The following is a 25,665-nucleotide window of genomic DNA, read 5'->3' as shown; positions in this document are numbered from 1 at the left end:
GGGCGGAAGGCAATGGTCCTTGAGTTCTCCTGTGGCCACAGGAGAACTCAAGGACCATCCGGCTACGCACAAGGCACGGGTGCCACGTGCCCAGGCCCATCTCACGAGACGGTTCAGAGCCCTGAGCGCCCTTCGGACCGGTTCCGTCCCGTCGGCGGCGGGCGCGGAGTTCCGTTGTCTACTGGGCGCCAAAACCCTTCCCGGGTCCAACCCCCCACCCGGATGGAGTGCCCCGCCCCGACAAAAACGCCGGCGCCGCGCCTGGCTGAGCTACAGAGCGCCCCGAAGTGCGGGTGACGCTCGTCACGGACGCGGAATCCGACGATGTCTGAGGACGGCCAACCGGTCAGTCCCGTGCTGGACTGCGCAGCAAACTACCGACCTGAGCGCAGATGTCAACCAGCTCCCCAGCAGCGGGAACGCCAAGTTTTCGCAGGTGGGACAGGTCGGGGCAAGGGCCGCTATCGGAGGCTCGCCAGCACCTCGGGCAACGGTCCGGTGTGGACGACGCAAAGGCGCTGGGTCGCCCTGGTCAGGGCCACGTAAAGGTCGCTCGCGCCGCGCGGCGACTCGGCCAGGATCCTGGCCGGTTCGACCACCACGACGGCGTCGAATTCCAGGCCCTTCGCCTCGGTCACGGTCAGCACCGCCACCTCGGCGTCGAGCGCCTCGGGACCGGTCATGTGGGGCATGCCGACGTCGAGGCCGTCGGGGACGATCACGACCAACCGGCCGTCGGGGACCTTCTGCTGCTCGATGATCCCGGGCAGGTCACCGGCCAGGTCGGCGGTCCGGACGGCGGTCGGCTTCTCGCCGCTCTCACGCACCGAGTCGGGCGCCTTGAGCGCCGGGTCGACCAGCGTGAGGACCTCGGCCGCGACCGCCATCAGCTCGGCCGGGGTACGGTAGTTGACCGTCAGGTGGGACTCGCGCCAGCGGCCCTGCACGTAGGGGTCGAGCACCGACTTCCAGCTCGGCGCGCCGGCGGCCGAACCGGTCTGGGCGATGTCGCCGACGATCGTCATCGACCGCGACGGGCAGCGGCGCATGAGGGTCCGCCAGGCCATCGCCGACAGCTCCTGCGCCTCGTCGACGATCACGTGGCCGAAGGCCCAGGTGCGGTCCTTGGCCGCGCGCTCGGCGGTTGTGAGATATCCCTCTTCCGCCTGCTGGCGTTCGGCGAACTTCTCGGCGTCCATGATGTCGGCCAGGCCGGTCATCTCGAGCACCTCGCGGGCGTAGGCGAGCTGCTCCTCGCGCTCCTGCTCGGCGCGGCGGGCGGCCCGCAGCACGCCCTCGTCGATGTCGCCGAGCAGTTCGGCGGCCTCGTCGAGGAGCGGCACGTCGGCCTCGCTCCACCAGTGCTCGCCCTTGCGCGGGGCCTCGCGCAGCAGCAGCGCGGCCTCCTTGGGGCTGAGCCCCGCGGCGGTCATGCGCTCGGTGGCGGTGAACAGGCCGATGAGGAGCTGGTGGGGGGTCAGGTAGGGCCACAGCTTGTTGAGCGCGGCCTTCACCGGCTCCTCGGTGCGCAGGTCCTCGCGCAGGTCGGCGAAGTCCTCGTCGGACAGCATCCCCCGGCCGAGGTGGCGGGCGGCCTGCTTGGTCAGCGCGTTGAGCAGGTGACGCACGAACACCGAGCGGGCCTGGTTGTGCGGGCGGCGCGACTTGACCGCGCGGTTGCGGGCCGCCTCGAAGGTCTGGCGGTCGAGCCGCAGGGTGTAGCGGTCGAGCCGGATGTCGACCGGCTTACCCGGCATCCGCTGCCGGTCGGCGATGGCGCGGGCGAGCACGTCGGCCATCCGCAGGCCGCCCTTCAGCGCCGCCGCCGGGGCCGGTTCGGCCCGCTTGGCGACCACTCCGGGGAACAGCTCCCCCACGGTCGACAGCAGCACGTCGGTCTCGCCGAGCGAGGGCAGGACCTGCTCGATGTAGCGCAGGAACGTGAGGTTGGGGCCGACGATGAGCACGCCGCGGCGTTCGAGCTTCTCGCGGAAGGTGTAGAGCAGGTAGGCCGCGCGGTGCAGCGCGACCACGGTCTTGCCGGTGCCGGGGCCGCCCTGGACGACCATCACGCCCGACAGGTCGCCCCGGATGATGCGGTCCTGTTCGGCCTGGATGGTGGCCACGATGTCGCGCATGCGGCCGGTGCGGGTCTCCGACAGGGCCGCCAGCAGGGCGGCCTCGCCGTTCAGGGTGGCGCGGTCGTCGGCGGTCAGGCCGTCGAGGTCGAGCAGGTCGTCGTCGACCGACACGACGGTGCGGTCCTTGATGTGCAGGTGGCGGCGGCGGGTGACGCCCATCGGCGCGGCCGGGGTGGCGCGGTAGAACGGCTGGGCGACCGGGGCCCGCCAGTCGATGAGCAGGCGCTGCTGGTCGTCGTCGGTCAGGCCGATGCGGCCGATGTAGAAACGCGTCTCCTCGGCTCCGGGCGCGAGGTCGAGGCGGCCGAAGCACAGGCCGCGCTCGACGGCCCACAGGCGGGCCAGGCGCTGGGAGTACATGACGGCGAAGTTGTCGCGTTCCGACCGGTTCTGGTGGGTGCCGAACGCGCCCTGGGCGAGCACGCCGTCGAGCTGGCCGCGGGTGCGCACCCGCAACAGGTCGAGCCGGTCGTAGAGGCCGGCGACGTAGTCGCGTTCACGGGTCAGCTCGGGCGCGGATGACTGTGGCATAGGCCGATAGATTCTACGCGTACCGCGAAGGCCACCGGTCACGATGCGGTTTCGGGCGATTGACTATTTCGTTAGGTTTCTTTACTTTCTCCAAAGTGAGCCAGCCGACCCCCGGGACCCCCAGCCTGCTGCGGGCCATCAACGACCGCGCGGCGCTTCGGGTCCTCCTCGACCGGGGCCCGCTGACCCGCCCCGAGCTGGGCGCCCTGACGGGCCTGTCCAAGCCGACCGCCTCCCAGCTGCTGCTCCGCCTCCAGGAGGCCGGGCTGGTCGTCCTCGACGGCATCCGCGAGGGCCTGCCGGGGCGTACCGCCGAGCTCTACCGCATCAACGCCGGGGCGGCCCACGTCGCCGCGCTCGACGTCACCCGCGACCGGGTCGAGGTCACCGTGGCCGACCTCACCGGTTCGATCGTCGGTACGTCCACGCTCCCGACCCCCGGCCGGGCGGGCGGCGACGTGGTCGACAAGGTCCGCACCGCGCTGGAGGCCGCCTGGCCGCACCCGGTGAACCGGGTCGTGATCGGCATCCAGGGCGCCGTCGATCCGGGCACCGGCCGTCTCGGCTACGCCGCCCACATCCCGGGCTGGCACATCCCCGACCTCGTCACGACCCTGTCGGAGGGCATCGGCGTGCCGGTCGACGTGGAGAACGACGTCAACCTGGTCGCGCTGGCCGAACGCGACCACGGGGGCCACGGCGACTTCGTGCTGCTCTGGGTCGACTCCGGCATCGGCTCGGCGATCGTGCTGGGCGGACGGCTCCACCGGGGCGCCACCGGCGGCGCCGGTGAGGTGGGCTACATGCCGGCCGTCGGCGCGCCGACCGCGCGTGAGGTCGGCAAGCGGGTCGACCACGGCTTCCAGGCCCTGGCGGGCGGCCCGGCGGTGCTGCGGCTGCTGCGGGCCCGGGGCATCCGTGGAACGTCCGCGGCGCAGGCGGTGGAACGCGCCGTCCAGGTCGTCGAGGAGGGCGGGCGGCACGCCGAGGAGGCCGCCGAGGGGCTGCGGGAGATCGCCCGGCGCCTCGCCATGGGGCTGGCCTCGATCACGGCCGTCCTCGACCCCGACGTCATCGTCCTGGCGGGCGGGATGCCGCTGGCCGGGGGCGAGACGCTCCGGTCGATGACCGAACGCGAACTGCACGCCCTCACGCTGCCCCGGCCGCCGCTGCGGCTGTCGGCCGTCGGGGGCAACCCGGTCCTGACCGGGGCGCTGCACTTGGGACTCGGCGCGGTCCGCGACGAGGTTTTCGGCTCCACCGTTCAAGGAGGATGAAGTGAAACTCGCCGTTGTCGGGGGCGGCTCGACGTACACACCAGAGCTGATCGACGGCTTCGCGCGGCTGCGCGACGAGCTGCCGCTGAGTGAGGTCGCCCTGGTCGACCCGGACGCCCACCGGCTGTCCCTGGTCGCCGGGATGTCCCGCCGCATGCTGGCCCGCGCGGGGCACCCCGCCGTGGTGACCGAGCACGCCGAGGTCGGGCCGGGCGTCGAGGGCGCGGGCGCGGTGCTGCTCCAGCTCCGCGTGGGCGGCCAGGCCGCCAGGAACGTCGACGAGACGCTGCCGCTGGAGTGCGGCTGCGTCGGCCAGGAGACGACCGGCGCAGGCGGCCTGGCCAAGGCGCTGCGGACGGTCCCGGTCGTGCTGGAGATCGCCGAGGAGGTCCGCCGCCGCGCGCCGGGCGCCTGGATCGTCGACTTCACCAACCCGGTCGGCATCGTCACCCGCGCCCTGCTGGACGCGGGCCACCGCGCGATCGGGCTGTGCAACGTGGCCATCGGGATGCAGCGCCGGTTCGCCGGGCTGCTCGGCGTGCCGTGGCAGTCGGTCGGGCTGGGCCACGTGGGGCTCAACCACCTGACGTGGGAGCGCTCCGTCACCGTCGACGGCAAGGAGATGCTGCCCTCGCTCCTCGAGGAGCACGCCGCCGCCATCGCCGCCGAGGTCGGGCTGCCCGAGTGGATCCTGCGCGACCTCGGGGTCGTGCCCTCCTACTACCTGCGCTACTTCTACGAGCACGACAACGTGGTGGCCGAACAGCGGGTGAAGCCGTCGCGGGCGGCCGAGGTGGCCGCGATGGAGCAGACCCTGCTCGACGTCTACGCCGACCCCGCCAACGACACGAAGCCCGAACTGCTGGCCAAGCGGGGCGGCGCCTACTACTCCGAGGCGGCGGTCGCGCTGATCGCGTCGCTGGCCGGAGACCGGGGCGACGTGCAGGTCGTCAACGCCCGGAACAACGGCACGCTGCCGTTCCTGCCCGACGAGGCGGTCATCGAGGTGCCCGCCGTGGTCGGCGCGTCCGGCGCCACGCCGGTGCCGGTCGATCCCGTCGAACCGCTGTACCGGGGGCTGATCGCGAACGTGTCCGCGTACGAGGAACTGGCCCTGGACGCCGCCATCAACGGTGGGGAACGCCGCGTGCGGGACGCCCTGCTCGCCCACCCCCTGGTCGGCCAGGCCGACCTGGCGACCGGCCTGACCTCACGGCTCATCGCCGCCAACCGTGCACATCTGCCGTGGGCCCTGTGATGCGGACCTTCCTGGCGATCGACGGCGGCAACAGCAAGACCGACATCGCGCTCGTCGGCGAGGACGGCGCCGTGCTGGGCACCTGGCGCGGCGGCCCCTTCACCCCGCAGAGCAGCGGGGTGGTCCCGGCCGTCGACGTGATCGAGAACGCCCTCTACGGCTCGGCCCCCTACGCCGACCACGTCTTCGCCTACGTCGCGGGCGCCGACCTGCCGATCGAGGAGGTGCGGCTGCGCGACGAGATGGCCCGCCGCGGATTCGCCCCCGAGATCGTCGTCGGCAACGACACGTTCGCGCTGCTCCGGGCGGGCGCGAGTGGCCCGTGGGGCGCGGCGGTGGTCTGCGGCGCCGGCATCAACGCCGTCGCCGTCGGCCCCGACGGCCGGGTCGCCCGCTTCCCCGCGCTGGGCCGGCTGTCGGGCGACTGGGGCGGCGGGGGCGGCATCGCCGAGGAGGCCCTCTGGCACGCCGCCCGCGCCGAAGACGGCCGGGGTCCCGCCACGGCGCTGGCCGGGATGGTCTGCCGGGTCTTCGGCACCGCGACCGTGGAGGAGGTCGTCATCGCCCTGCACTTCGGCGACCTGGCCTACGACCGCCTGCACGACCTGGTGGCGCCCCTGCTGGAGACCGCGCGCGAGGGCGACCCGATCGCCCGCGAGGTGGTCGTGCGGCTGGCCGACGAGATCGCCGTGCTCGGTGTGGTCGCCATGCGCCGCATCGACCTGCTCGACGTGCCGTGTGAGGTGGTCTTGGGCGGCGGTGTGCTGACCGCCCGCGACCCGCTCCTGACGGAGCTGGTCGAGGCGCGGTACACCGCCCAGGCGCCGCACGCGAAACTCGTCGTCGCCGACGTCCCCCCGATCGTCGGCGCGGCCTTCAAGGGCCTGGACGCACTCAGCGCCGCCCCCGAGGCCTACGAGCGCGTGAGGGCGGCCTTCTAGACGGCGGGAGGCCGGTAGTCGAACGGGGTGGAGAGCACGACCGTGGTCCGGGTCGACACGTTGGCGGCGGCCCGGATCTGGTTGAGCAGCTCCTCAAGGTCGTGGGGCGAGCCCACCCGCACCTTGAGGATGTAGCTCTCGTCGCCCGCCACGCTGTGACACGACTCGATGGCGGTCAGATGGCGGAGCCGGTCGGGCGCGTCGTCGGCGGCGGCCGGGTCGATCGGCTTGATCGACACGAAGGCGGTCAGCGGCAGGCCGACCTCGTCGAAGTCGACCAGCGCGGCGTATCCCTTGATCACGCCGCGTTTCTCCAGCCGCCGGACGCGTTGATGGACCGCCGAGACCGAGAGCCCGGTCTCCTTGGCCAGATCGGTGAAACTCATCCGCCCGTCGGCCGCCAGCAACGCGACAATCCGCCTGTCGATCTCCTCCATCTCGCACACGGTACTGCCCCTGACGGTCTTGACGTATACCAAGACTCACAGATGACCCTCGTCGCACCAGCAACTCCTGTAGTCACAGGTGTCACCGTCGCCTGCAAGGAGGTCATGATGCCTAGTCTGCTGCCCGTCGATGGGCACACCTGGGTAGCCGGTCTGCTGATCCCCATCAGTTCACGCCGAGCCATTGATGCGGTCCACCAGCGAAAAACCGTTGTCCAACTTGAAACTTGGGCCCGCGTTCCCTACGGAGGCATCTACTGCGCCCGTTGCCGCCAGGACTATTCAGCATTGGCTGACAACCACTGCATCAACAGAGGGAACGAACATCTTCGGGGAGGGTTCCCACATGAACGCGCGAAACGACTCTCCGAAAACAAGATATCAACAAACGTTGGAAGGATTCCGAGTGGAGGGTATCCAATTCGAGCCATTCCGAAAAGATCAGACGAATACGCAATCCGAACGCATGCATGGGTGGCGGGAATCGAGATCAACCTTGACGAGGACGACCTACCCTATGCACGTGCGGACTACAAGATCCTCCCCCAGCAGGAAGTCAAGGTACTGAGCGTCTCCTGCGAACAGTGCGCAAACGAACTGTACGCAGTGTTCGAACGTCCATGCGAAGGGAATGCGGGCAGGCATACGTACCGCTTGAACAAGTCAAACGCGAACCGAGGTGAAATCGCTCTCAGCCAGCGATCCAGCCTCAGAGGCTTCTCCTGAGACACAGCAATGACATGTCACCGCTTCGCATTTCCTAAATATTAGGCTGATCGCCAGCACCCAAACTCTTTGCGATTGATGTCAAGCACGCTCAGGTCTATCACAGCATGCGGGCCAAGAATTAACTATTCTTGGCCACACACCCAAACGTCCCTATTTAGATTACGACAAGATCCCTAGTGGTGTTGTTGAGCCGGGAGACCCCGTTTTCCGTGCACAAGACGATGTCCTCGATGCGGGCGCCGTGCTCGCCCGGCAGGTAGATCCCCGGCTCCACCGAGAACGCCATGCCCGGCGCCAGCGGCTCGTCGTTGCCCGCGACGATGTAGGGGTCTTCGTGGGATTCCAGCCCGATGCCGTGGCCGGTGCGGTGGACGAAGTAGTCGCCGTAACCGGCTTCCGCGATCACCTCGCGGGCCGCGGCGTCGATCGACTCGCACGTCACGCCGGGACGCACCGCCTCGCAGGCGGCGTCCTGGGCCGCGCGCAGCACCTCGAAGTAGCGCGCGTAGTCGGCCGGGGGCTCGCCGACGCAGTAGTTGCGGGTCGAGTCGGAGCAGTAGCCGCTGGCCATCGTGCCGCCGATGTCGACCACGACCGGCTCACCGGCCCGGATCACCCGGTCGGACACGTCGTGGTGCGGCGAGGCGCCGTTGGGGCCCGAGGCGACGATGACGAAGTCGATCGTGACGTGACCGGCGCTCAGGATCGCGTCGGCGATGTCGCGGCCGACCTCGCGCTCGGTGCGGCCCGGCCGCAGGAACGAGGGCACCAGCTCGTGGACGGCGTCGATCGCGGCCCCGGCCCCGGCCAGCGCCGCCGCCTCGGCGGCCGACTTGCGCATCCGCAGGTCGCGCAGGACCGACGAGGCGAGCGTCTGCTCCGCCTTCGGCAGCGCGGCCCGGAAGCGCAGGGACTGCATGGCCCACATGCGGTCGGCCAGCGCCACGCTCGCGACGTCGCCCAGGCGGTGGGCGACGACGGCGTAGGGGTCGTCGGTCTCGTCCCAGGGCACGAACTCGACGCCCAGGCGCCCGGCCGCCGAACTCCGCGCGGCGGGCAGCTCCAGGCGTGGCACCATCATGAAGGGGTCGCCGCCGTCGCCGGGCACCACCAGGCAGGTCAGCCGTTCGAGCGCGTGCGCGTCGTAACCCGACACGTAGCGCAGATCGGGGCCGGGGGTCAGCAGCAGGGCGCCGACGCCGGCCGCCGCGGTGGCCGATCGCACCAGGTCGAGCCGGTCGGCCGAAAACACGTCAAGAGACTCCGTTGTCACAGCGTCATACTAGAAGTGGCGTGGATCGGCGAAAAACCCGGCAGCTTGTCTAGACCGATGCTACGCTCCGCACAGGGCCGTTTACGGCTCGTCCCCCTTCTGTCACTTCTCACCCCGTTTGGACCATGCGTTTCCCGAGAGCGAGCCTCACCATGACCGGCGCAGCCGGTGGCGAGCAGCCGCCCCTACCCTCCGTCGAGGAGCCTGCCCTCGTCGGCGCCCACACCGCCGCCGACATGGTCACCTCCCTGCGGGAGCGGCTCGACCGCGCCGAGTCACGGCTCGCCGAACAGCGGGAGCTCACCTACCTGCTGCGCGACGCGATCCTGCCCGACCCCGGCGCCGACCTGATGCTGCCCAGCGCGCGCATCGCCGTGCGCTGCGTGCCGATGGAGGACCGTCCCGTGGGCAGCCATCACCGGCGGGTCGCCGGTGAACCCGAGCAGCTGTTCAACGTGCTCGGCGGCGACTGGTGGGAGGCCAGCAACCTGCCCGATGGCCGCATCCTGCTCGCCGTCGGCGACGTCTCCGGCCACGGCATCCCGGCGATCAACCACATGGCCCAGCTCCGCCACGGCCTGGCCGCCCTCGCGATGACCGGCCAGGGCCCCGGCGCCATGCTCGGCTGGCTCAACACGCTGACGATGACCCGCCTCGACGACACCACCGCCACCGCGGTCGTCGGCCTGTTCGACCCCAAGACGCTGAAGTTCACGTGGGCGACCGCGGGCCACCCGGTGCCGGTGCTGGTGCGCGGCGGCGTCGCCCGCGCCCTGGTCGCCCCGCCCGGCGTGCTGCTCGGCGCCACCAAAAAGCCGATGTACGGCGTGGCGAAGGTCCAGCTCCGCGCGGGAGACGTGCTGGTGATGTTCAGCGACGGCCTGATCGAGCGGCGCGACCGCGACATCGACGAGGGCGTGGCCCAGGTGCTGTCGGCGGCCCATTCGCTGACGGTCGAAGACCTGCCGAACGGGGTCGACGCGATGCTGAAAACCGTCGGCGGGCCCAACCCGCGCGACGACACGTGCCTGCTCGCGGTGGGTGTGCTGGGAGCATAGAGAAGTGCTGATGCTTCTCGACACCCCGTCGCTCTACTTCCGCGCCTACTACGGCGTGCCGGAGTCGATGACCGCCCCTGACGGCATGCCCGTCAACGCCGTCCGGGGCCTGATCGACATGATCGCCACGCTGGTGAAGGCCCACTCCCCCACCCATCTGGTCGCGGCGATGGACGCCGACTGGCGGCCCGCGTTCCGGGTGGCGGCGATTCCGTCGTACAAGGCCCATCGCGTCGCCACCGGCGACGAGGAGGAGATCCCCGACACGCTGGCGCCGCAGGTGCCGGTCATCGAGCAGGTCCTCGCCGCCGTGGGCATCGCGTCGTTCGGGGTCGACGGCTACGAGGCCGACGACGTCATCGGCACCCTCACCGGCCAGGCCGACCAGCCGGTCGACATCGTCACCGGCGACCGCGACCTCTTCCAGCTCGTCGACGACGCCAAAGAGCGGCGGGTCCTCTACACGGTCCGGGGCATCCGGAACCTCCAGTCGGTCGACGAGGCGTGGGTGAGCGCCAAATACGGCATCCCCGGCCGCGCCTACGCCGACTTCGCCACCCTCCGGGGCGACCCCTCCGACGGGCTGCCCGGCGTGGCCGGGATCGGCGAGAAGACGGCGGCCTCGCTGATCACGCGTTTCGGTTCTCTGGACGCACTGCTCGCGGCCGCCGGCGACGAGGGCTTCCCGGCCGGGGCGCGGAACAAGCTGGAGGCCGCCCGCGACTACCTGGCGGTGGCGCCCGCCGTGGTGAAGGTCGCCCACGACGTGCCGATCCCGGCCGTGTCCTTCGACCTCCCGGCCAAGCCCCACGACCCCGAGGCGCTGGTCGCGCTGGCCGACCGCTACGGTCTCGACAGCCCCCTCAACCGGCTGCTGACCGTGCTCGGAAAGGGCTGAACCGCTACGTTGAGGCTCGTGCCCCACCGAAGAATCCGGATACCCGATGCCGAACCGCCCCGCCTGAGCGAGGGGTTCGACCGGGTGCGCCGGGAGTTCGACCTGCCCGCCGGGTTCCCGCAGGCGGTCCTCGACGAGGCCACGGCCACCGCCTCGCGGCGGTTCCGCCTCGAAGACCGCACCGACCTGCCGTTCCTGACCATCGACCCACCCGGCTCGATGGACCTCGACCAGGCCCTCTGCCTGGAGGAACGCCAGAACGGCTACCGGGTCTGGTACGCCATCGCCGACGTCGGGTCCTTCGTCCGCCCCGGCGGCGCGATCGACCTGGAGGCCAGGCGCCGGGGCGAGACCGTCTACCTGCCCGACGGGCGGGTGCCCCTCCATCCGCCGGTGCTGTCGGAGGGCGCGGCCAGCCTGCTGCCCGGCGAGATCCGCCCGGTCGCCCTGTGGTGCATCGACCTCGACACCGAGGGCGAGGTCGTCGGCGCCGACGTGCGTCCCGCGCTGGTCCGCAGCCGGGAGCGGCTCGACTACGACTACGTGCAGACCCTCGTCGACACCGGCCGCGCCGACGGCACCCTGCGGCTGCTCGCCGAGATCGGGCCTTTGCGGCTGGAGATCGAGCGCGCCCGTGGGGGCGTGACCCTGCCGACCCCCGACCAGGAGGTCGTGCGTTCCGGAGACGGCTACCGGGTCGAGTTCCGCTCGCCGCAGCCGTGCGAGGAGTGGAACGCCCAGATCTCCCTGCTGACCGGCATGTGCGCGGCTCAGATGATGCTCGACGCCGAAGTCGGTGTTCTCCGGGTGCTCCCGTCGGCCGGTCCGTCCGATGTGGGCAAGGTCCGCCGCATGGCGCTGGCGCTCGGCGTACCCTGGCCCGAGGGCGTGGGCTACGGCGAGGTCGTCCACGGCCTCGACCCCAAGATCCCCGGCCACGCGGCCTTCCTCCACGAGTCGACGATCCTGCTGCGCGGCGCCGCCTACGTCGCCTTCAACGGCGACCCGCCCCCCGACGCCCTGCACGCGGCCGTCGCCGCCCCCTACGCCCACGTGACCGCTCCCCTGCGGCGCCTGGTCGACCGTTACGCCACCGAGGTCTGCCTGGCCGTGGCCGCCGGCGAGCCGGTCCCCGAGGAGATCGGCGAGGCGCTGATGGTCCTCCCCCAGCAGATGGCGGCGGCCACCCGGCGGACGTCCGGGGTGGACCGGGCGTGCGTCGACCTGGTCGAGGCGTTCCTGCTGCGCGACCGCATCGGCGAGACGTTCGACGCGGTCGTCATCGACGTCGCCGAGAACGGCAAAGGCGGCCAGATCCAGATCTCCGACCCCGCGGTGATCGCCCGCTGCGACGGCCCCGGCCTGCCCCTGGGCCAGCGCGTCGCCGCCCGGCTGCTCCGCGCCGACACGACCACCAGGGAGATCCGCTTCACCTGGGAACAACCGACGACCGACTGACGGATATCAACGTCCGACCAACCGGTAACGACCGGCGGCCACCGAGGGCTCCCCACAGGACCGCCCGGTAGGTCGCCGCGCTTGGCCGAACTTCACGCCGGTGCGGCGATACGCGTCACCCGCTTAGTCGGCGCATACCGACGGCGCGCTGCCGCTGCCGGGGTCATTCCGTGAGCACTTCCAAGCCATCCGCGAAGTCCACGACCCGCCCGTCGCTCGTGCCGATCAGCAGCCGCCCTGGCCCCGCGACGGTGAGCGCCGTGGGGCGAACGGGAACGGCCCCGACCTTCATGTGCCCGCGCCGCCTCGCCGTTCCGTCGTGTAGGTCGAGCACGATGATCTCGCCGTCGTCGTAGGCGACGTAGACGGCGTCCTCGTCGAGGGCCAGGGTCGTGGCGGGTCGGTCGGTGCGGAAGACCCAGAGGGGTGTCCCGGTGGCCGCCGAGCGGCGGACGACGAAGGACCCGCCCGGCTGGAGTCCGCGTCCGTCGTAGATCCGCCCTGCGTGGACGAGGGTGCCGTCCGGCGTTTCGGCGCCGGGTCCGGCGATGTGTCGCTCGCCCGCTTCCCATGCGTGCGGGAACAGCGTCCGGATCTCGGCCGGATCGGGTTCGCCCGGCCGGTCCGCCGGCAGTGTGGACAGCGCCACGGCGTCGACCGACGCCTCGCCCCGAGCGAGCTCATCGCCCTTCATCGGCGTGAAGGTCAGGAAGTAGAGGCGGCTCGCCGACCTGATGGGGAACGCGTCGAGTGCGCGGGGTGCGAGTGCCGGTCGGCCGTCCGAGCAGCGCACGAGCGAGACCGGCCCGGACGGGGTGACGCGGTCCAGAAGCGCGCCATCGGCGAGGGACAGACGGATGATCTCCCCATCGGGCCGCATCGACGACACCCAGACCGTCTCCCCGGTGACCACGATCTCGCGGCCGCCCTCCTCGTCGGCGACCGACCACTCTCGCTCCCCGGAGGGCGACCACGCCTCCAGGAGCACCCCGTCGAGAGTCGCCAGGATCCGGCCATCGGGCAGCGGTTCCACCGCGCGGACGTTGCGGCGTGGCTTCCAGCCCGCGCTCAGCCGTGTCACCAGCGCGCGGGCGGCTTCCCGGCCGTCGGGGCGCGCCACCGGGATCCGGGGTCCGGCCAGATCGTCGGAGGTGACCGAGCCGGGAGGCACTCTGCTCCAGTCGGTCCGGCGCACCACCGCGACATGTCCCTCGGTACACGCGGCGGCGTCCTGCCAGTCGTCCGGGGGCGCCATCAGCACCCGTAGGGCCTGATCGTCGAGCCACTCCAGGCCGAGGACCTGCCGACCGGACGCGTCGTCGCCGGACAGGTGCTCGACAAGGGGCACGGCCACGCCGGTGTCCAGGGACAGGAGGAGCAGTTCCCCGCCGAAGTGGTGGCCGCCGTCGTACCGGCCGGTGCCGATCGCGAGGAGCGGCAGGCGGGGATGGAAGGCCATCGCGTGGACGGGATGGCGCCAGTGGACCAGCGCCCGGCAGGTCAGGTCGCGACGGGAGTAGACGCCGACGGGGCACCGGGCCGAGGAAGTCCGTGGCTCCGGCCACGGCCAGAAGGCCATGACGGTCGTCGGTGACGGCGAGGGCGGGGTCGCCGATCTCGGCGAAGGGGCGGTCGCCGTACGCGGAAAACCGGCAGGGCCGCTCGCGTGGTCGCGGGCGGCCCTTCAGTCAGTGATCAGGTTACTTCTTGAGGCTCCAGGTGGTGCCGTATCCGCCCAGGTGCAGGGCCAGGAAGACGGCGCCGGCGATGGTCAGCGTGGTCACGGTCAGGACCGCGCCGACGGCGTAGCCGCCGATCGCGAAGACGAGGGCGGCGAGGAACAGGACAGCGGCGAGGAGAGCGAACATCCGGACCTCCAAGGGCGGGGCTTGTACATAGCGGATGTCCGCCGTGTAACACCCGGAATCTCCCTCAGGGGTGACGGTGGGCGAACAGACCACCACTCGCTCCTGACCGGCCGGTCAGTTCACGTCAGCGACGAGTAGGCCACCACCCCGCGCCGCATGGCCTCGATGGCCTTCACCGAGGTCTCCCGGACCTTGCTGCCCTTCGGCGCGGCGTCGCGCAGCTGGCCGAGCAGGTCGAGCAGCTGCTTGATCCACCGGACGAAGTCGCCCGCCGCCAGGTCGTTGTCGGTCAGCACGGCGTCGAGGGTGTGGCCCTTGGCCCAGCGCCAGGCCGCCCACGCGAAGTTCATGTCGGGCTCGCGGGTGAACGACAGCTCGTGGTCCTGCTCGACGGCCTCCAGGTCGGCCCAGAGCTTCACCATCGACGCGAGGGCCTCTTTGGCCGCCCCTGCGGGGATGCGGGGGCTGCGGTTGTCGTCGGTCTGGCGGGATTCGTACACCAGGGAAGAGACGCAGGCGGCCAGTTCGGCGGCGTCGAGCTTCTCCCAGATGCCGCCGCGCAGGCACTCGGCGGTCAGCAGGTCGAGCTCGGTGTAGAGCTTGGCGAGGCGGCGGCCCTCGTCGGTGACGGTCTCGCCGTCGAGGTAGCCGAGTTCGTCGAGGATGCCGCAGACGCGGTCGAAGGTGCGGGCGATCACGTGGGAGCGGCCCTCGACGCGGCGGCGCAGGCCCTCGGTCTCGCGCAGCAGCTTGTAGTAGCGCTCGGCCCAGCGGGCGTGGTCTTCGCGCTCGTCGCAGCCGTGGCAGGGGTGCTGGCGAAGGTCGCGGCGCAGGCGCAGGATCTCGTCGTCTTCGGCCGAGTGGTCGCGGGCGCGCACGGGCTTGCCGAGGTCGACGTCGGCGAGTTTGGCGTGCATGGTGGCGACCAGGTTCGCCCGTTCCTTCGGGCTGCGCGGGTTGAAGTTGCGCGGCACGCGGATGTGGTCGACCGGCTCGACCGGCACCGGGAAGTCGGCCGGGGTCAGCTTCTTGACCTGCTTGCCGACCGTCAGGACCAGCAGCGAGGGGCCTTCACCGCGCACGCTCATGCCCGGGTCGAGGACGACGGCCAGCCCGGCCCGGCGCCCGCCGGGGACCCGGATCACGTCGCCGACCTTCAGCGTCTCGAGGCTCTGCACCGCCTGCGCCCGCCGGGCGGCGCCGCGCTGCTTGGACAGGTCGGCCTCCCGGTCGGACAGCGCGCGGCGCAGCGCGGCGTATTCGGGGAAGTCGCCCAGGTGGCAGGTCATCGCCTCCTGGTAGCCCTGGAGGGCGTCTTCGTGTTTGCGCAGCTGGCGGGCGAGCCCGACGACCGCGCGGTCGGCCTGGAACTGGGCGAAGGAGTCTTCCAGCAGGGCGCGGGCGCGCTCGCGGCCGACCTGGCCTACCAGGTTCACGGCCATGTTGTAGGAGGGCCGGAAGCTCGACCGCAGCGGGTAGGTGCGGGTGCTGGCCAGACCGGCGACCCCGATCGGGTCCATGCCGGGCTGGTAGACGACCACCGCGTGGCCCTCGACGTCGATGCCGCGGCGCCCGGCCCGGCCGGTGAGCTGGGTGTATTCGCCCGGGGTCAGGTCGGCGTGGGTCTCGCCGTTCCACTTGTCGAGCTTCTCGATGACGACCGAGCGGGCCGGCATGTTGATGCCCAGGGCCAGCGTCTCGGTCGCGAAGACGGCCTTGACCAGGCCCTTGGTGAACAGCTCTTCGACGACCTCTTTGAAGGCCGGGAGCATGCCCGCGTGGTGGGCGGCCAGGCCGCGCTCCAGGCAGTCGCGGAAGTCGAGATAGCCCAGCACCGCGAGGTCTTCGTCGGGCAGGTGGGCGGTGCGCTCGTCGACGAGCTGGCGGATCTCGTGACGCTCCTCGTCGGTGGTCAGCCGCAGGCCCGCGTACAAACACTGTTTGACGGCGGCGTCGCAGCCCGCGCGCGAGAAGATGAACGTGATCGCGGGCAGCAGGCCCTCGGCGTCGAGGCGCTCGATGACCTGGGCGCGGTCGTGGGGGGTGCGCCGCGGGCGGTTGTAGCCGCGCTTGCCGCGCGCCTGGTTGAGCCGCTGCTCGTCGCGGGAGATGCGCATCAGGTTGGCGTTGATGCGGGTCGCGCCGTCTTCGCTGGCGAACAGGTCGTAGATGCGGTTGCCGACCATCATGTGCTGCCACAGCGGCACCGGGCGGTGCTCGTCGACGATCACCGTCGTGTCGCCCCGGACCGCGCCGAGCCACTCGCCGAACTCCTCGGCGTTGGAGACCGTGGCCGACAGGGCCGCCACCCGCACCGACTCGGGCAGGTGGATGATCACTTCTTCCCAGACGGCGCCGCGGAAGCGGTCGGCCAGGTAGTGGACCTCGTCCATCACCACATAGCCGAGCCCCGCCAGGGTCTGCGACCCGGCGTAGAGCATGTTGCGCAGCACCTCGGTCGTCATGATGACGATCGGGGCGTCGCCGTTGACGCTGTTGTCGCCGGTCAGCAGGCCGACCTTCGAGGCGCCGTAGCGACGGGCCAGGTCGTTGAACTTCTGGTTCGACAGGGCCTTGATGGGTGTGGTGTAGAAGCACTTGCGGCCCTGCTCGAGGGCCAGGTGGACGGCGAACTCGCCGACCACGGTCTTGCCCGAACCCGTTGGTGCCGCCACCAGCACGCCGTCTCCGGCCTCCAGTGCCTGGCAGGCGTCGAGCTGGAACTCGTCGAGCTCGAAGTCGTACAACCCGCGGAACGAGGTGAGCGCCGGGCCCGACTCGTTCTGCTGGTCACGGAAGGCGGCGTAGCGTTCCGCAGGCGTGCTCATGGCGTCAACCCTACCGATATTCCTGTTACGGCCGTGTCATCACCGTCAGCGCACCGCCACGGGCCGTGCAGGTCAGCGGGGTGGGCCCGACGCGTTCTCCGTCGGCGTAGGCGATCACGCCGGGTGCCTCCAGGGTCACGGACGCGGCACGATGGATCTCCACGGCCGGGTGTTTCGTGTGGGCGCCCAGGAAGACCTTCGGGAAGGTCCGCAGGAAGGCGGCCTTGGGCAGCGCCTTGAGGATCACCACGTCGATCAGCCCGTCGTCGGGCCGGGCGGTCGGGCAGATCTTCATGCCGTTCCCGTACGCCCTGGTGTTGGCGACCGCCACCATCATCGCGGTGACCTCGGCGACCGGCCCGTGGTCGAGCGTGACGCGGAACGGGATCGGCTCGAACTCCCTGAGCTCACGCAGCGCGGCGACGACGTATTTGGCCGGGCCCGTCATCGCGTTGGCCCGCTCGTTGACGCGGGAGTCGAAGCCGCAGGCCAGCACCCCGGCGAACCACCGGTCGCCCGCGGTCACGGCGTCGATGACCCGGGGCACTCCCCCGGTGACCAGGTCGGCCGCCCGTAACGGGTCGCGCGGGATCCCGAGGTCGGCCGCGATGTCGTTGCCGGTGCCCATCGGGACGATCGCGAGCGGCACGCCCGTACCGGCCACCGCCTGAACGGCCAGGTGGACGAGGCCGTCACCACCACACGCGACCAGCACCGACGGACGCTCGCGCACGGCGGCGCGGGCGCGCTCCAGGGTGTCGCCGGGCGAGGCGCCGGAGATGACCGAGACCGGGCGGCCGGAGGCGCGCAGCCGGGCGAGCACCGGGTCGAGGCGGCGCATCCCCCGGCCGCCGCGGGCGGCCGGGTTCGCGAGAACCGTTATGGCGGTCACTCGGCGGGGGTGCCGTCGAGTTCCTCTTCGAGCGCCCGGGCCTTGGCGGCCTCGGCGGCGTCGGCGCGTTTGTCGTGGACGAACATGAACGCCTCGGCCACGAAGAACAGCGCGATCATCGGCAGCGCGAGCGCCAGCATGGTGAAGGGGTCCTGGCTCGGCGTCGCGACGGCCGCGAAGACGAACATCCCGAAGACCACCATGCGCTGGTGCTTGGCGACGGTCTTGTAGCGGACCACGCCGATCAGGTTGAGGAACACCAGCAGCAGCGGCAGCAGGAACGACACGCCGAAGATCAGCAGCATCATCATCAGGAACGTGAGGTATTCGTTCACGTCGATGAGCGGCACCGAGTTCTCGGGCACGAACCCCAGCAGCAGCGACAGGCCCTTGTCCATCGTCAGGTAGGCGAGCGTCGCGCCGGCCAGGAACAGCGGGATCGCCAGGCCGAGGAAGGAGAAGCTGTAGCGCTTCTCGTTCCGGTAGAGGCCGGGGGTCACGAACGCCCAGATCTGGTAGAGCCAGATCGGCGAGGCCGCCACGATGCCGAACATGAAGGCGACCTTGAGGTTGATGAACAGGCCGCCGGTGACGCTGTTGACCACCAGGCTGCACTCCGTGCCGCCGCCGAGCCGGTAGGCGTCAGGCAGCCGGCAGAACGGCCCGGTCATGAAATCCCAGATCGGGTCGAAGAAGATGAAGCCGACGATCGTCCCGACCACCACACCGATGATCATCTTGGTCAGGCGGTTCCGCAGTTCGCGGAGGTGGTCCATGAGCGACATGCGCCCATCGGGGTCGTCCGCCGCGGCCGAGGCCTTGGGCGTCGACGACCTCTTCAACAGGGCCATCCCATGATCCTGTCTCGGGAGAAGGTGGGGCGGAGGTCAGTTCTGCTTGTCCGACGGCTGGGCGGCGCCGGGCTGCGAGGTGGCACGCAGCTTCGCGTTCTCCTCTTCCAGCTGACGCAGCCGGTCTTCGACCGAGGGGGTCGGGACGGCCGGGGGGATCTGCGCGGGAGGAGCCGGCGCCGGCTGCGGGGTGACCGTCTCGGCCTGCGCGGTGACGACGGTGTCCTTGTCGTCGTCTTCCTCGCGCATCTTCTGCGTCTCCTTCTTGAACAGACGCATCGACTGCCCCAGAGCGCGAGCCGTGTCAGGAAGCTTCTTCGCGCCGAACAGAAGGATGACAATGAGCCCGATGATGATCAGCTCGGTGGGTCCCAGGTTTGGCATGGCACTTCCTTACGCGGCGGGTGATGCACGTCTCTGCCCGATCGTACGCTGCGATCGGGGTGCTCATCACCCTTCGGGAGGACGAATCGGCCGCATTTGGGTCTTGGCCCGCTCGATTTCGGCCCCCAGGCCGCGTGCGGCACGAAACACGCGAACCGCCAGAAACCCCACGATCGCGAGACCGACCACGCCGAGAGCGGCGAATAACCAGATCACGCGCTTCCCTCGTAATTGGCCAGCGTGCCCTTGGCCGTCTCGGCGACCCGCGCGGCCAAACTCTCGGGCCTGACCACCCGGCCCGAATCGCCGAGCCGCAGCGCCAGCCGCACCAGCCAGCCCTGGTCACGGGCCCGCAGCGCGACCCGCTGACGGCCCTCGCCGAGCTCCTCGACCTCTTCGACGGGGTAGTACTCGGAGATCCACCGACCGGCCGGGGTCACTTCGAGCTCGACCAGTTCGTCGGTCTCCGACGGGCGGAAGACGCCCTGGGTGACGTCCATCGGCTCCGCCTCGGCGGGCGGGTTCGCCGGGACGTCGAGGATGGCGACCTCCTGGATCCGGTCGACGCGGAACATCCGCATCGCCTCGGCGCGGTAGCACCAGCCCTCGAGGTAGTGGCGGCCGTCGACGAGGGCCACCCGCAGCGGGTCGACCTCGCGCGGCGTGATCTCGTCGCGGCCGGGGGTGTAGTAGACGAGCGACAGGCGGCGCTTGCGCCGGGCGGCGTCGGTGACGGTCACGAGCGCGCCCGGGGCGGCCTCGACCTCGACGGTGACCTGGTTGCTGATCGCGGCGGCGCCGTCGCCCGCGGCCTGCTCCAGCTTGGCCACGACCCGCCCGAGCACCTCGCCGCCGGCGAACTCGGGCAGCTCGCCCAGCATCCGCAGCGCGACCAGCAGCGCGCTGGCCTCGTCGACGCCGAGCTTGAGGGGGCGGGCGATCGTGTCGGCGTTGTCGATGAGGATCTCGCCGCCGTCCCAGGAGACGTCGATCAGGTCGCCGGGGGTGTGGCCGGGCAGGCCGCACATCCAGACCAGCTGGAGGTCGTCGATGAGCTGCTTCTCGTTGAGCCCGAAGACCTTGGCGACCTCGGGCACGGAGGCGCCCGGGTGGGACATCAGGTAGGGCACGAGGGCGAGCAGCCGCGGCAGCCGGTCGTTCAATGCAGGGCACCCTTCAGGCGGCGGATGACGGCCTCGCGGGCGTCGGGCGGGCCGTCGACGACCGCGTCGGGCCCCAGGCTCGCCAGCCAGCCGGCCAGCCGTTCGGGGTCGGTGAAGGCGATGTCGGCCTCGTCCCATTCGGTGCCGGGCCGGACCTCGCGGGCGAGATGGCGGAGCCCCTGGCAGGTGCCGGGGCGCACCCGTACCGAGGCGATCCGCTCGGGGCCCTGGTCCTTTTCGCCGTACGCCACCAGCGCCCGCAGATCGGTGCCCTCGGGCACCTCGACCACTCCCGGGCGGCCCGACGGCGTGACGTCGCCGACGATCCGGCTGAGCCGGAAGACCCGGGTGCCGTTGCGGGTGCGGTCGTGGCCGACCACATACCAGCGGCCGCGCCGGGACAGCACGCCCCAGGGCTCGACCACGCGCTTGAGAACCGACTCGCTGCCGCCCGAGCGGTAGTGGAAGGTGACGGCGCGCCGGTCGCGGACCGCCTCCCACAGCGGGGTGAACGCCGCGTCGCGGGTGTCGACCCGCAGCTCCAGCGGCCCCTCGGCCAGGTCGGTCTCGACCCCGCCCGCCTTCAGCTTGAGCATCGCGCCCCCGGCCGCCTCGGCCAGGTTGGCCCGCTGCCAGACCTGCGCGGCCAGGCCGAGCACGGCCGCCTCGTCGGGCTCCAGGGTGATCTCGGGCAGCTCGTAGGACTGCTTGACGATGCGATAGCCGGGGTCGTCGTCCCACGGGTCCTTCTGGACCTCGATCGGGATGCCGATCTCGCGGAGTTCGTTCTTGTCCCGCTCGAACATCCGCTGGAAGGCCTCGTCGTTGGCCGGATCGTACCCGGGCACGGCGAATCGGATCTGCTCCGCACTCAACGGACGTGTGGTCGACAGCAGGCAGATCACCAGATTCAGCAACCGTTCCGTCTTCCGCCGCGACATCGGCCCTCCCTCCTGACTCGAACGCTACCCTTTTCCGGTGATCAGATGGCGCAGGGGCGAGGTCCGTGAGATCAGGCGCGAATGGCCCGGCGCGCTCGAAATCGAGGTCGCCGTCGACGACGGCACTCGATGCCGGGCGCTGGCCTATCCGCCGCTGGTGGGCCGCCCCGAGCCCGGCGACACGGTGCTGCTGAACACGACCGCCCTCGCCATGGGCCTCGGTACGGGAGGTTACGCCATGGTGGTGGCGATTCCTGACCGTTTGCCACAAGATCCCTCCGGGCCGGGCCATCTGGTCAAGGCCCGCTACACCCCTCTGCAGGCCACGGTCCTCGGCGCCGACGAGCAGGACTCCCCCCACCACGAGATTCTCCGCGACGCCGATTCACTCGACGGGATGCCCGTCGTGGTCGCCGACCTGCACTCGGCCCTGCCCGCGATCCTCTGCGGCCTGCGTCTCGACAACCCCTCGGCCCGGGTCGCCTATGTGATGCTCGACGGCGGCGCCCTGCCGGCGTGGTTCTCGATGGCGTGCGCGAAACTCCGCGACATCGGCTGGTTGACAGGCGTTGTCACGGTCGGCCAGTCGTTCGGCGGCGACCTGGAGGCGGTCACCACCCACACGGGCCTCCTCGCCGCCCGCCACATCCTGGGCGCCGACCTGACCATCGTGGCCCAGGGCCCGGGGAACCTCGGCACCGGCACCAAGTGGGGCTTCTCGGGCGTCTCCGCCGGCGAGGCGATCAACGCCGCCGGTGTGCTGAACGGCCGTCCCGTCGGGGCCCTGCGAGTCAGCGAGGGCGACCTGCGCGAGCGCCACATCGGCGTCTCCCACCACTCCCTGACCGCCTACGGCCGCGTGGCCCTGACCAGGGCCGACGTGGTGGTCCCCGAGCTCGCCGGCGAGTTCGGCGCGAAGGTCGAGTCGCAGGCCGAGGTCCTGGGCGAGCGCCACACCCTGGTAAAAGTCAAGATCGACGGCCTGTACGACGCCCTCCAGGCCTCCCCCGTGGGTCTGTCGACCATGGGCCGCAAGCTCGACCAGGACCTGGCCTACTTCCTCACCTCGGCGGCGGCCGGCCGCCACGGCGCCGCGCTGCTGGGGTCGTAGAACTCCTTGAAGGTGAAGGCGTCCGGCGTGGGCCCCTTCTCCTTGAGCAGGGTCAGCCGCCGCCAGCCCTCCGCCAGCGGCGGGATCTCGCCGTCGGGCACCCACCACATCACCGTGTAGGGCTCGGCCACCCGCTGGAACCACTCCCGCCTGCGCTGGAGGATCGCCAGGTGGGCCGACCGGTAGACGAAGTTCCACAGCGTCTCGCGCGACTCCCAGATCGAGTAGTTGATCAGCAGGTGGTCGCCGAAGTCGTGGGTGATGGTCTCTTCGGGGTCGTCGGGGTTGGCGATGGCGCGCCACACGAACCCCGGGGCGGCGTCGGCGAGGGCGTTCACGGGTTCGAGGGCGGCGACGAAGTCGGCCAGCAGGAGGTCGTCGATGGGCGCGCGCATGTGGGCGACGTTGAACTGGGCCAGATGCATGGCCCCACCGTCGCAACCCCCGCCTTCTATGTCAACTTCTATTTGTTTTAGAGAAGACCACACAGCACTCCCCCGGCCGCGGATCGAGCCGCGCCTCCCCGGAATCGCCATGTCCGGCGAGAAGTCCCTGGCAGAGGGACAGGTTCATGGAGCACACGAGCATCGGATGCTCGTCGGCGAGCACGTGGAACGGGCAGTTGCGCAGGCGCAGCACCCCGTCGTCGTCGTAGGGCTCGTAGCCGCGTTCGCCGAGGAGATCGGAGAGTGAGGGGGCCGCGCTCGCGGCGCCGAGACGGGTGCCGATGCGGTGGGCGGCCTTCTCGGCCACCTCGTCGCCGCCGAGCAGGTCGACGACCTCGGCCAGGATCATGGCCAGGGTGCGGTAGTCACGCGGCGGCACGCTCACCTGGTGCTCGCCCGGGGCCCTGCGGTAGATCTTCGCGGGGCGGCCGCTGCCGGGGCCCTTCCTGTCGGTCAGATGGGCGAAATCGGCCTCCAGGAGGCCCGCCTCGACAAGCTTGTCAAGATGAAAGGCCGCCAGGGGGCGCGCGACACCGGCCGCTTCCGCGGCCTCGTTGCGCCCGACCGGGCGGCCTTTCGAGGTGACGTATCGATAGAGCTCACGGCGGACGGGGTCGTTCAGGGCCGCGACCGCCGCGAGATCGTCCATCGGGTCTTACCGGGTCTTACAGGGCGCCGAGCACGTCGACGACGAAGACCAGGGTGTCGGTGCCCTTGATCCCGGCGTCGGGCTGGCCCTGCTCGCCGTAGCCGAGGGCCGGCGGGATGGTGATGACGACGCGGCTGCCGACGGGCACGCCGGTCAGGCCCTGCTTCCAGCCCGGGACGACCTGGTCGAGCGCGAACGAGGTCGGCTGCTTACGCTCCCACGAGCTGTCGAACTGCTTGTCGGTGCCCCAGATCTTGCCGGTGTAGTGGACCATCACCGTCTGCTTGTCGGTGACCTTCGGGCCCTCGCCCTTGATGACGGTCTTGACCGTCAGGTCCTTCGGCGGCTGGGCCGTGGTCGTGGTGGTCAGCGTCGGGGCGGTGTCGTCGCCCGGGTTGACCAGCTTGACACCCTCGATGCCGGGGTCGGTGGCCTTGCCCTTGGCGGCCTTCGCGGTCGCCGAGACGACGTCGATGACGAGCACCTGCGAGCTGGTGGTGAAGTCAGTGCCCTGGCTCTTGGCCTGCTCGATCACCTGCGGGTCGATCGAGTCCTTGCCGACCACGACGAGCACGCGACCGCCCGGCTTGGCGCCCAGCAGGCCGTCGTAGAGGGCCTTGGGCATCTGCTGCTGGGTGATCGGCACGAACTCCGACTGGCCGGAGTCATAGGCGGAGCCGGTGGCCTTGTTCTCCTTGCCGTCCCACGTCCACACGCTGACCTTGGCGACCAGGGTGTCGCCGTCGGCGGCGGCGGCGCCGCTGCCCTCCGAGATCACCCGGGCCGACGACGTCAGGGCAGGGCCACCGGTCGGGAAGGTCACCGTGGGCTTGCTGCCCGGATCACCCGCGACCTTGATGTCCTTCGGGTCGGCGGCGGGGCCGACCGGAGCAGCCGCGGCTGCGCTCGAGGCGGCGGCGCTGGGCGCCGCGCTGGTGGTGGCTGGAGGCGTTGCTCCGGTGGCCGTCTTCTCGGCGGTACCGCACGCGACGGCGGTCAGCAGCAAAGGAAGTGCGGCGGCGGCGATGGCCGTGCGGCGGCGCATGTGAAAGTCCTCAGGATATGACAGCGGGTTCGGGTCACACTACCCGAACCCGCTGTCTACTCGACGTAAGGAGATCACATTCCGGCGATCAGCTTGTCGACCCGTTCGTCAACACTCCGGAAAGGGTCCTTGCAGAGGACGGTCCGCTGGGCCTGGTCGTTGAGCTTCAGGTGGACCCAGTCGACGGTGAAGTCGCGCCGCTTCTCCTGGGCCTTGCGGATGAACTCGCCACGAAGCCTGGCCCGCGTGGTCTGCGGCGGGACCGACTTCGCCTCGAAGATCTTGATGTCGGACGCGACCCGTTCGACCGAGCCGCGCTTCTGCAGCAGATAGAACAGCCCGCGCTTGCGGTGCACGTCGTGGTAGGCCAGGTCGAGCTGGGCCACCCGGGGCGACGAGAGCGGGAGGTCGTACTTGTTTCTGTAACGTTCAATCAGCTGGTATTTCGTGACCCAATCGATCTCCCGCGAGACCAGGTCGAGGTCGCCGGTCTCCACGGCGCGCAGGGTGCGCTCCCAGAGTTCCAGGACCCGCTTGCTGATCTCGTCGCCGCCGCGGCGGTCGACGAAGTCCTTCGCCTTGCCGAGGTATTCCTGCTGGATCTCCAGCGAGGACGCCTCGCGGCCGTTGGCCAGGCGCACCCGGCGGCGGCCGGTCATGTCGTGGGAGACCTCGCGGATGGCCCGGATCGGGTTCTCCAGCGACAGGTCGCGCATCACCACGCCCGCCTCGATCATGCGCAGCACCAGGTCGGTGGCGCCGACCTTGAGCAGCATGGTGGTCTCGCTCATGTTGGAGTCGCCCACGATGACGTGGAGGCGCCGGAAGCGCTCGGCGTCGGCGTGGGGTTCGTCGCGGGTGTTGATGATCGGACGGCTGCGGGTCGTCGCCGACGACACGCCCTCCCAGATGTGCTCGGCACGCTGGGAGACGCAGTAGACGGCACCGCGCGGGGTCTGCAGCACCTTGCCGGCCCCGCAGATGATCTGCCGGGTGACGAGGTAGGGGATCAGGACGTCGGCCAGGCGGCCGAACTCGCCGTGGCGGCCGACGAGGTAGTTCTCGTGGCAGCCGTAGGAGTTGCCCGCGGAGTCGGTGTTGTTCTTGAAGAGGTAGATGTCCCCGGCGATGCCTTCTTCGCGGAGGCGTTTCTCGGCGTCGACGAGGAGTCCCTCGAGAATGCGTTCGCCCGCTTTGTCATGGGTGACCAGCTCCACGACGTTGTCGCACTCAGGGGTGGCGTATTCAGGATGGCTGCCGACGTCGAGATAGAGACGCGCGCCGTTGCGGAGGAAGACGTTGCTCGATCGGCCCCAGGACACCACTCGCCGGAACAGGTAGCGGGCCACCTCGTCTGGGGACAGCCTGCGCTGGCCCCGGAACGTGCAGGTGACGCCGTACTCGTTCTCAAGCCCGAAGATGCGACGATCCATCACCTCACCCTATTCCCAGATCCGTCGTGTGCGGTAGGAAACTC

24 protein-coding genes are annotated in these 25,665 nt (G+C 70.6%); 8 read left to right on the top strand and 16 right to left on the bottom strand.

The features are described from left to right. Positions 1-461: 461 nt before the first annotated feature. Complete coding sequence (locus ACYQ78_RS32590; RefSeq protein ID WP_459804786.1) at positions 462-2,672, bottom strand: HelD family protein; 2,211 nt, start codon at positions 2,670-2,672, stop codon at positions 462-464. Positions 2,673-2,767: 95 nt separating this feature from the next. Between ACYQ78_RS32590 and ACYQ78_RS32585 the strand changes: the two genes are divergently transcribed. Genes ACYQ78_RS32585 through ACYQ78_RS32575 form a run of 3 tightly spaced genes read left to right on the top strand, consistent with a single transcriptional unit; the run spans position 2,768 to position 6,148 of the window. After that, the gene (locus tag ACYQ78_RS32585; RefSeq protein WP_459804785.1) at positions 2,768-3,949 is read left to right on the top strand and encodes an ROK family transcriptional regulator; all 1,182 of its coding nucleotides are present in this window, start codon (positions 2,768-2,770) and stop codon (positions 3,947-3,949) included. Position 3,950: 1 nt separating this feature from the next. Further along, entirely contained in the window at positions 3,951-5,207 is a 1,257-nt protein-coding gene (locus tag ACYQ78_RS32580; protein ID WP_459804784.1) for a 6-phospho-beta-glucosidase, read from the top strand. Beyond that, positions 5,207-6,148 (top strand): N-acetylglucosamine kinase, encoded by a 942-nt coding sequence (locus tag ACYQ78_RS32575; protein ID WP_459804829.1) that lies wholly within the window; start codon positions 5,207-5,209, stop codon positions 6,146-6,148. Before ACYQ78_RS32580 ends, ACYQ78_RS32575 begins: the two co-directional genes overlap by 1 nt. Here ACYQ78_RS32575 and ACYQ78_RS32570 read toward each other — a convergent pair. Next, positions 6,145-6,585 carry an Lrp/AsnC family transcriptional regulator gene (locus tag ACYQ78_RS32570; protein WP_459804783.1) on the bottom strand — a complete coding sequence of 147 codons (441 nt, stop codon included), beginning with the start codon at positions 6,583-6,585 and terminating at the stop codon, positions 6,145-6,147. The two genes, ACYQ78_RS32575 and ACYQ78_RS32570, sit on opposite strands and share 4 nt — an antisense overlap. Before the next feature lie 51 nt (positions 6,586-6,636). On the opposite strand from ACYQ78_RS32570, the gene ACYQ78_RS32565 reads away from it, so the two are divergent. Then, positions 6,637-7,320, top strand: a complete 684-nt coding sequence (locus ACYQ78_RS32565) for a hypothetical protein (protein WP_459804782.1) — start codon at positions 6,637-6,639, stop codon at positions 7,318-7,320. Positions 7,321-7,477: 157 nt separating this feature from the next. Here ACYQ78_RS32565 and ACYQ78_RS32560 read toward each other — a convergent pair whose 3' ends face one another. Continuing rightward, positions 7,478-8,575, bottom strand: a complete 1,098-nt coding sequence (locus tag ACYQ78_RS32560; protein WP_459804781.1) for a M24 family metallopeptidase — start codon at positions 8,573-8,575, stop codon at positions 7,478-7,480. 146 nt (positions 8,576-8,721) lie between these two features. Here ACYQ78_RS32560 and ACYQ78_RS32555 point away from each other — a divergent pair, with 146 nt between their 5' ends. Genes ACYQ78_RS32555 through ACYQ78_RS32545 form a run of 3 tightly spaced genes read left to right on the top strand, consistent with a single transcriptional unit; the run spans position 8,722 to position 12,010 of the window. Further along, entirely contained in the window at positions 8,722-9,654 is a 933-nt protein-coding gene (locus tag ACYQ78_RS32555; protein ID WP_459804780.1) for a PP2C family protein-serine/threonine phosphatase, read from the top strand. Positions 9,655-9,664: 10 nt separating this feature from the next. Further along, complete coding sequence (locus tag ACYQ78_RS32550; protein WP_459804828.1) at positions 9,665-10,552, top strand: 5'-3' exonuclease; 888 nt, start codon at positions 9,665-9,667, stop codon at positions 10,550-10,552. An 18-nt stretch (positions 10,553-10,570) separates the two neighbouring features. Next, on the top strand, positions 10,571-12,010 hold the full coding sequence (locus ACYQ78_RS32545; protein WP_459804779.1) for an RNB domain-containing ribonuclease: 1,440 nt from the start codon (positions 10,571-10,573) through the stop codon (positions 12,008-12,010). 163 nt (positions 12,011-12,173) lie between these two features. Here ACYQ78_RS32545 and ACYQ78_RS32540 read toward each other — a convergent pair whose 3' ends face one another. The 9 genes from ACYQ78_RS32540 to ACYQ78_RS32500 all read right to left on the bottom strand — a co-directional run bounded on the left by ACYQ78_RS32540 (position 12,174) and on the right by ACYQ78_RS32500 (position 20,937). Then, on the bottom strand, positions 12,174-13,589 hold the full coding sequence (locus ACYQ78_RS32540; protein ID WP_459804778.1) for an outer membrane protein assembly factor BamB family protein: 1,416 nt from the start codon (positions 13,587-13,589) through the stop codon (positions 12,174-12,176). 121 nt (positions 13,590-13,710) lie between these two features. Beyond that, a complete protein-coding gene (locus ACYQ78_RS32535; protein WP_198168135.1) occupies positions 13,711-13,878 on the bottom strand; it encodes a hypothetical protein in 168 nt (55 codons plus the stop codon). Between the two features lie 119 nt (positions 13,879-13,997). Beyond that, complete coding sequence (locus ACYQ78_RS32530; RefSeq protein WP_459804777.1) at positions 13,998-16,706, bottom strand: DEAD/DEAH box helicase; 2,709 nt, start codon at positions 16,704-16,706, stop codon at positions 13,998-14,000. A gap of 25 nt (positions 16,707-16,731) precedes the next feature. Then, positions 16,732-17,598 (bottom strand): diacylglycerol/lipid kinase family protein, encoded by an 867-nt coding sequence (locus ACYQ78_RS32525; protein ID WP_459804776.1) that lies wholly within the window; start codon positions 17,596-17,598, stop codon positions 16,732-16,734. Further along, positions 17,595-18,449 (bottom strand): twin-arginine translocase subunit TatC, encoded by an 855-nt coding sequence (gene tatC / locus ACYQ78_RS32520; protein ID WP_459804775.1) that lies wholly within the window; start codon positions 18,447-18,449, stop codon positions 17,595-17,597. Before tatC ends, ACYQ78_RS32525 begins: the two co-directional genes overlap by 4 nt. 36 nt (positions 18,450-18,485) lie before the next feature. After that, entirely contained in the window at positions 18,486-18,833 is a 348-nt protein-coding gene (tatA, locus tag ACYQ78_RS32515) for a Sec-independent protein translocase subunit TatA (RefSeq protein ID WP_459804774.1), read from the bottom strand. A gap of 66 nt (positions 18,834-18,899) precedes the next feature. Continuing rightward, positions 18,900-19,049, bottom strand: a complete 150-nt coding sequence (locus ACYQ78_RS32510) for a hypothetical protein (RefSeq protein ID WP_459804773.1) — start codon at positions 19,047-19,049, stop codon at positions 18,900-18,902. Continuing rightward, a complete protein-coding gene (locus tag ACYQ78_RS32505) occupies positions 19,046-19,996 on the bottom strand; it encodes a helix-turn-helix transcriptional regulator (protein WP_459804772.1) in 951 nt (316 codons plus the stop codon). Before ACYQ78_RS32505 ends, ACYQ78_RS32510 begins: the two co-directional genes overlap by 4 nt. Next, positions 19,993-20,937: a helix-turn-helix transcriptional regulator gene (locus ACYQ78_RS32500; RefSeq protein WP_459804771.1), complete on the bottom strand. Its 945-nt coding sequence runs from the start codon at positions 20,935-20,937 to the stop codon at positions 19,993-19,995. The genes ACYQ78_RS32505 and ACYQ78_RS32500 overlap by 4 nt, the downstream gene beginning before the upstream one ends. Before the next feature lie 37 nt (positions 20,938-20,974). On the opposite strand from ACYQ78_RS32500, the gene ACYQ78_RS32495 reads away from it, so the two are divergent. Then, positions 20,975-22,048, top strand: a complete 1,074-nt coding sequence (locus ACYQ78_RS32495) for a DUF3866 family protein (RefSeq protein WP_459804770.1) — start codon at positions 20,975-20,977, stop codon at positions 22,046-22,048. Here the strand turns inward: ACYQ78_RS32495 and ACYQ78_RS32490 are convergent. From ACYQ78_RS32490 to pafA, 4 genes are all read right to left on the bottom strand, one after another. Beyond that, a complete protein-coding gene (locus ACYQ78_RS32490) occupies positions 21,991-22,473 on the bottom strand; it encodes a DUF3291 domain-containing protein (RefSeq protein ID WP_459804769.1) in 483 nt (160 codons plus the stop codon). The genes ACYQ78_RS32495 and ACYQ78_RS32490 overlap by 58 nt on opposite strands. Before the next feature lie 31 nt (positions 22,474-22,504). Continuing rightward, positions 22,505-23,143: a helix-turn-helix transcriptional regulator gene (locus ACYQ78_RS32485; RefSeq protein ID WP_459804768.1), complete on the bottom strand. Its 639-nt coding sequence runs from the start codon at positions 23,141-23,143 to the stop codon at positions 22,505-22,507. 16 nt (positions 23,144-23,159) lie between these two features. Further along, positions 23,160-24,188, bottom strand: a complete 1,029-nt coding sequence (locus tag ACYQ78_RS32480) for an FKBP-type peptidyl-prolyl cis-trans isomerase (protein WP_459804767.1) — start codon at positions 24,186-24,188, stop codon at positions 23,160-23,162. A gap of 74 nt (positions 24,189-24,262) precedes the next feature. Next, positions 24,263-25,621 carry a Pup--protein ligase gene (gene pafA, locus ACYQ78_RS32475; RefSeq protein WP_061292721.1) on the bottom strand — a complete coding sequence of 453 codons (1,359 nt, stop codon included), beginning with the start codon at positions 25,619-25,621 and terminating at the stop codon, positions 24,263-24,265. Between the last annotated feature and the right edge of the window lie 44 nt (positions 25,622-25,665).

The sequence above is a fragment of the Herbidospora sp. RD11066 genome (genome assembly GCF_054661255.1).
The sequence above is the reverse complement of the archived record's forward strand: the minus strand, read 5'-3'. Positions and strand labels throughout refer to the sequence as shown.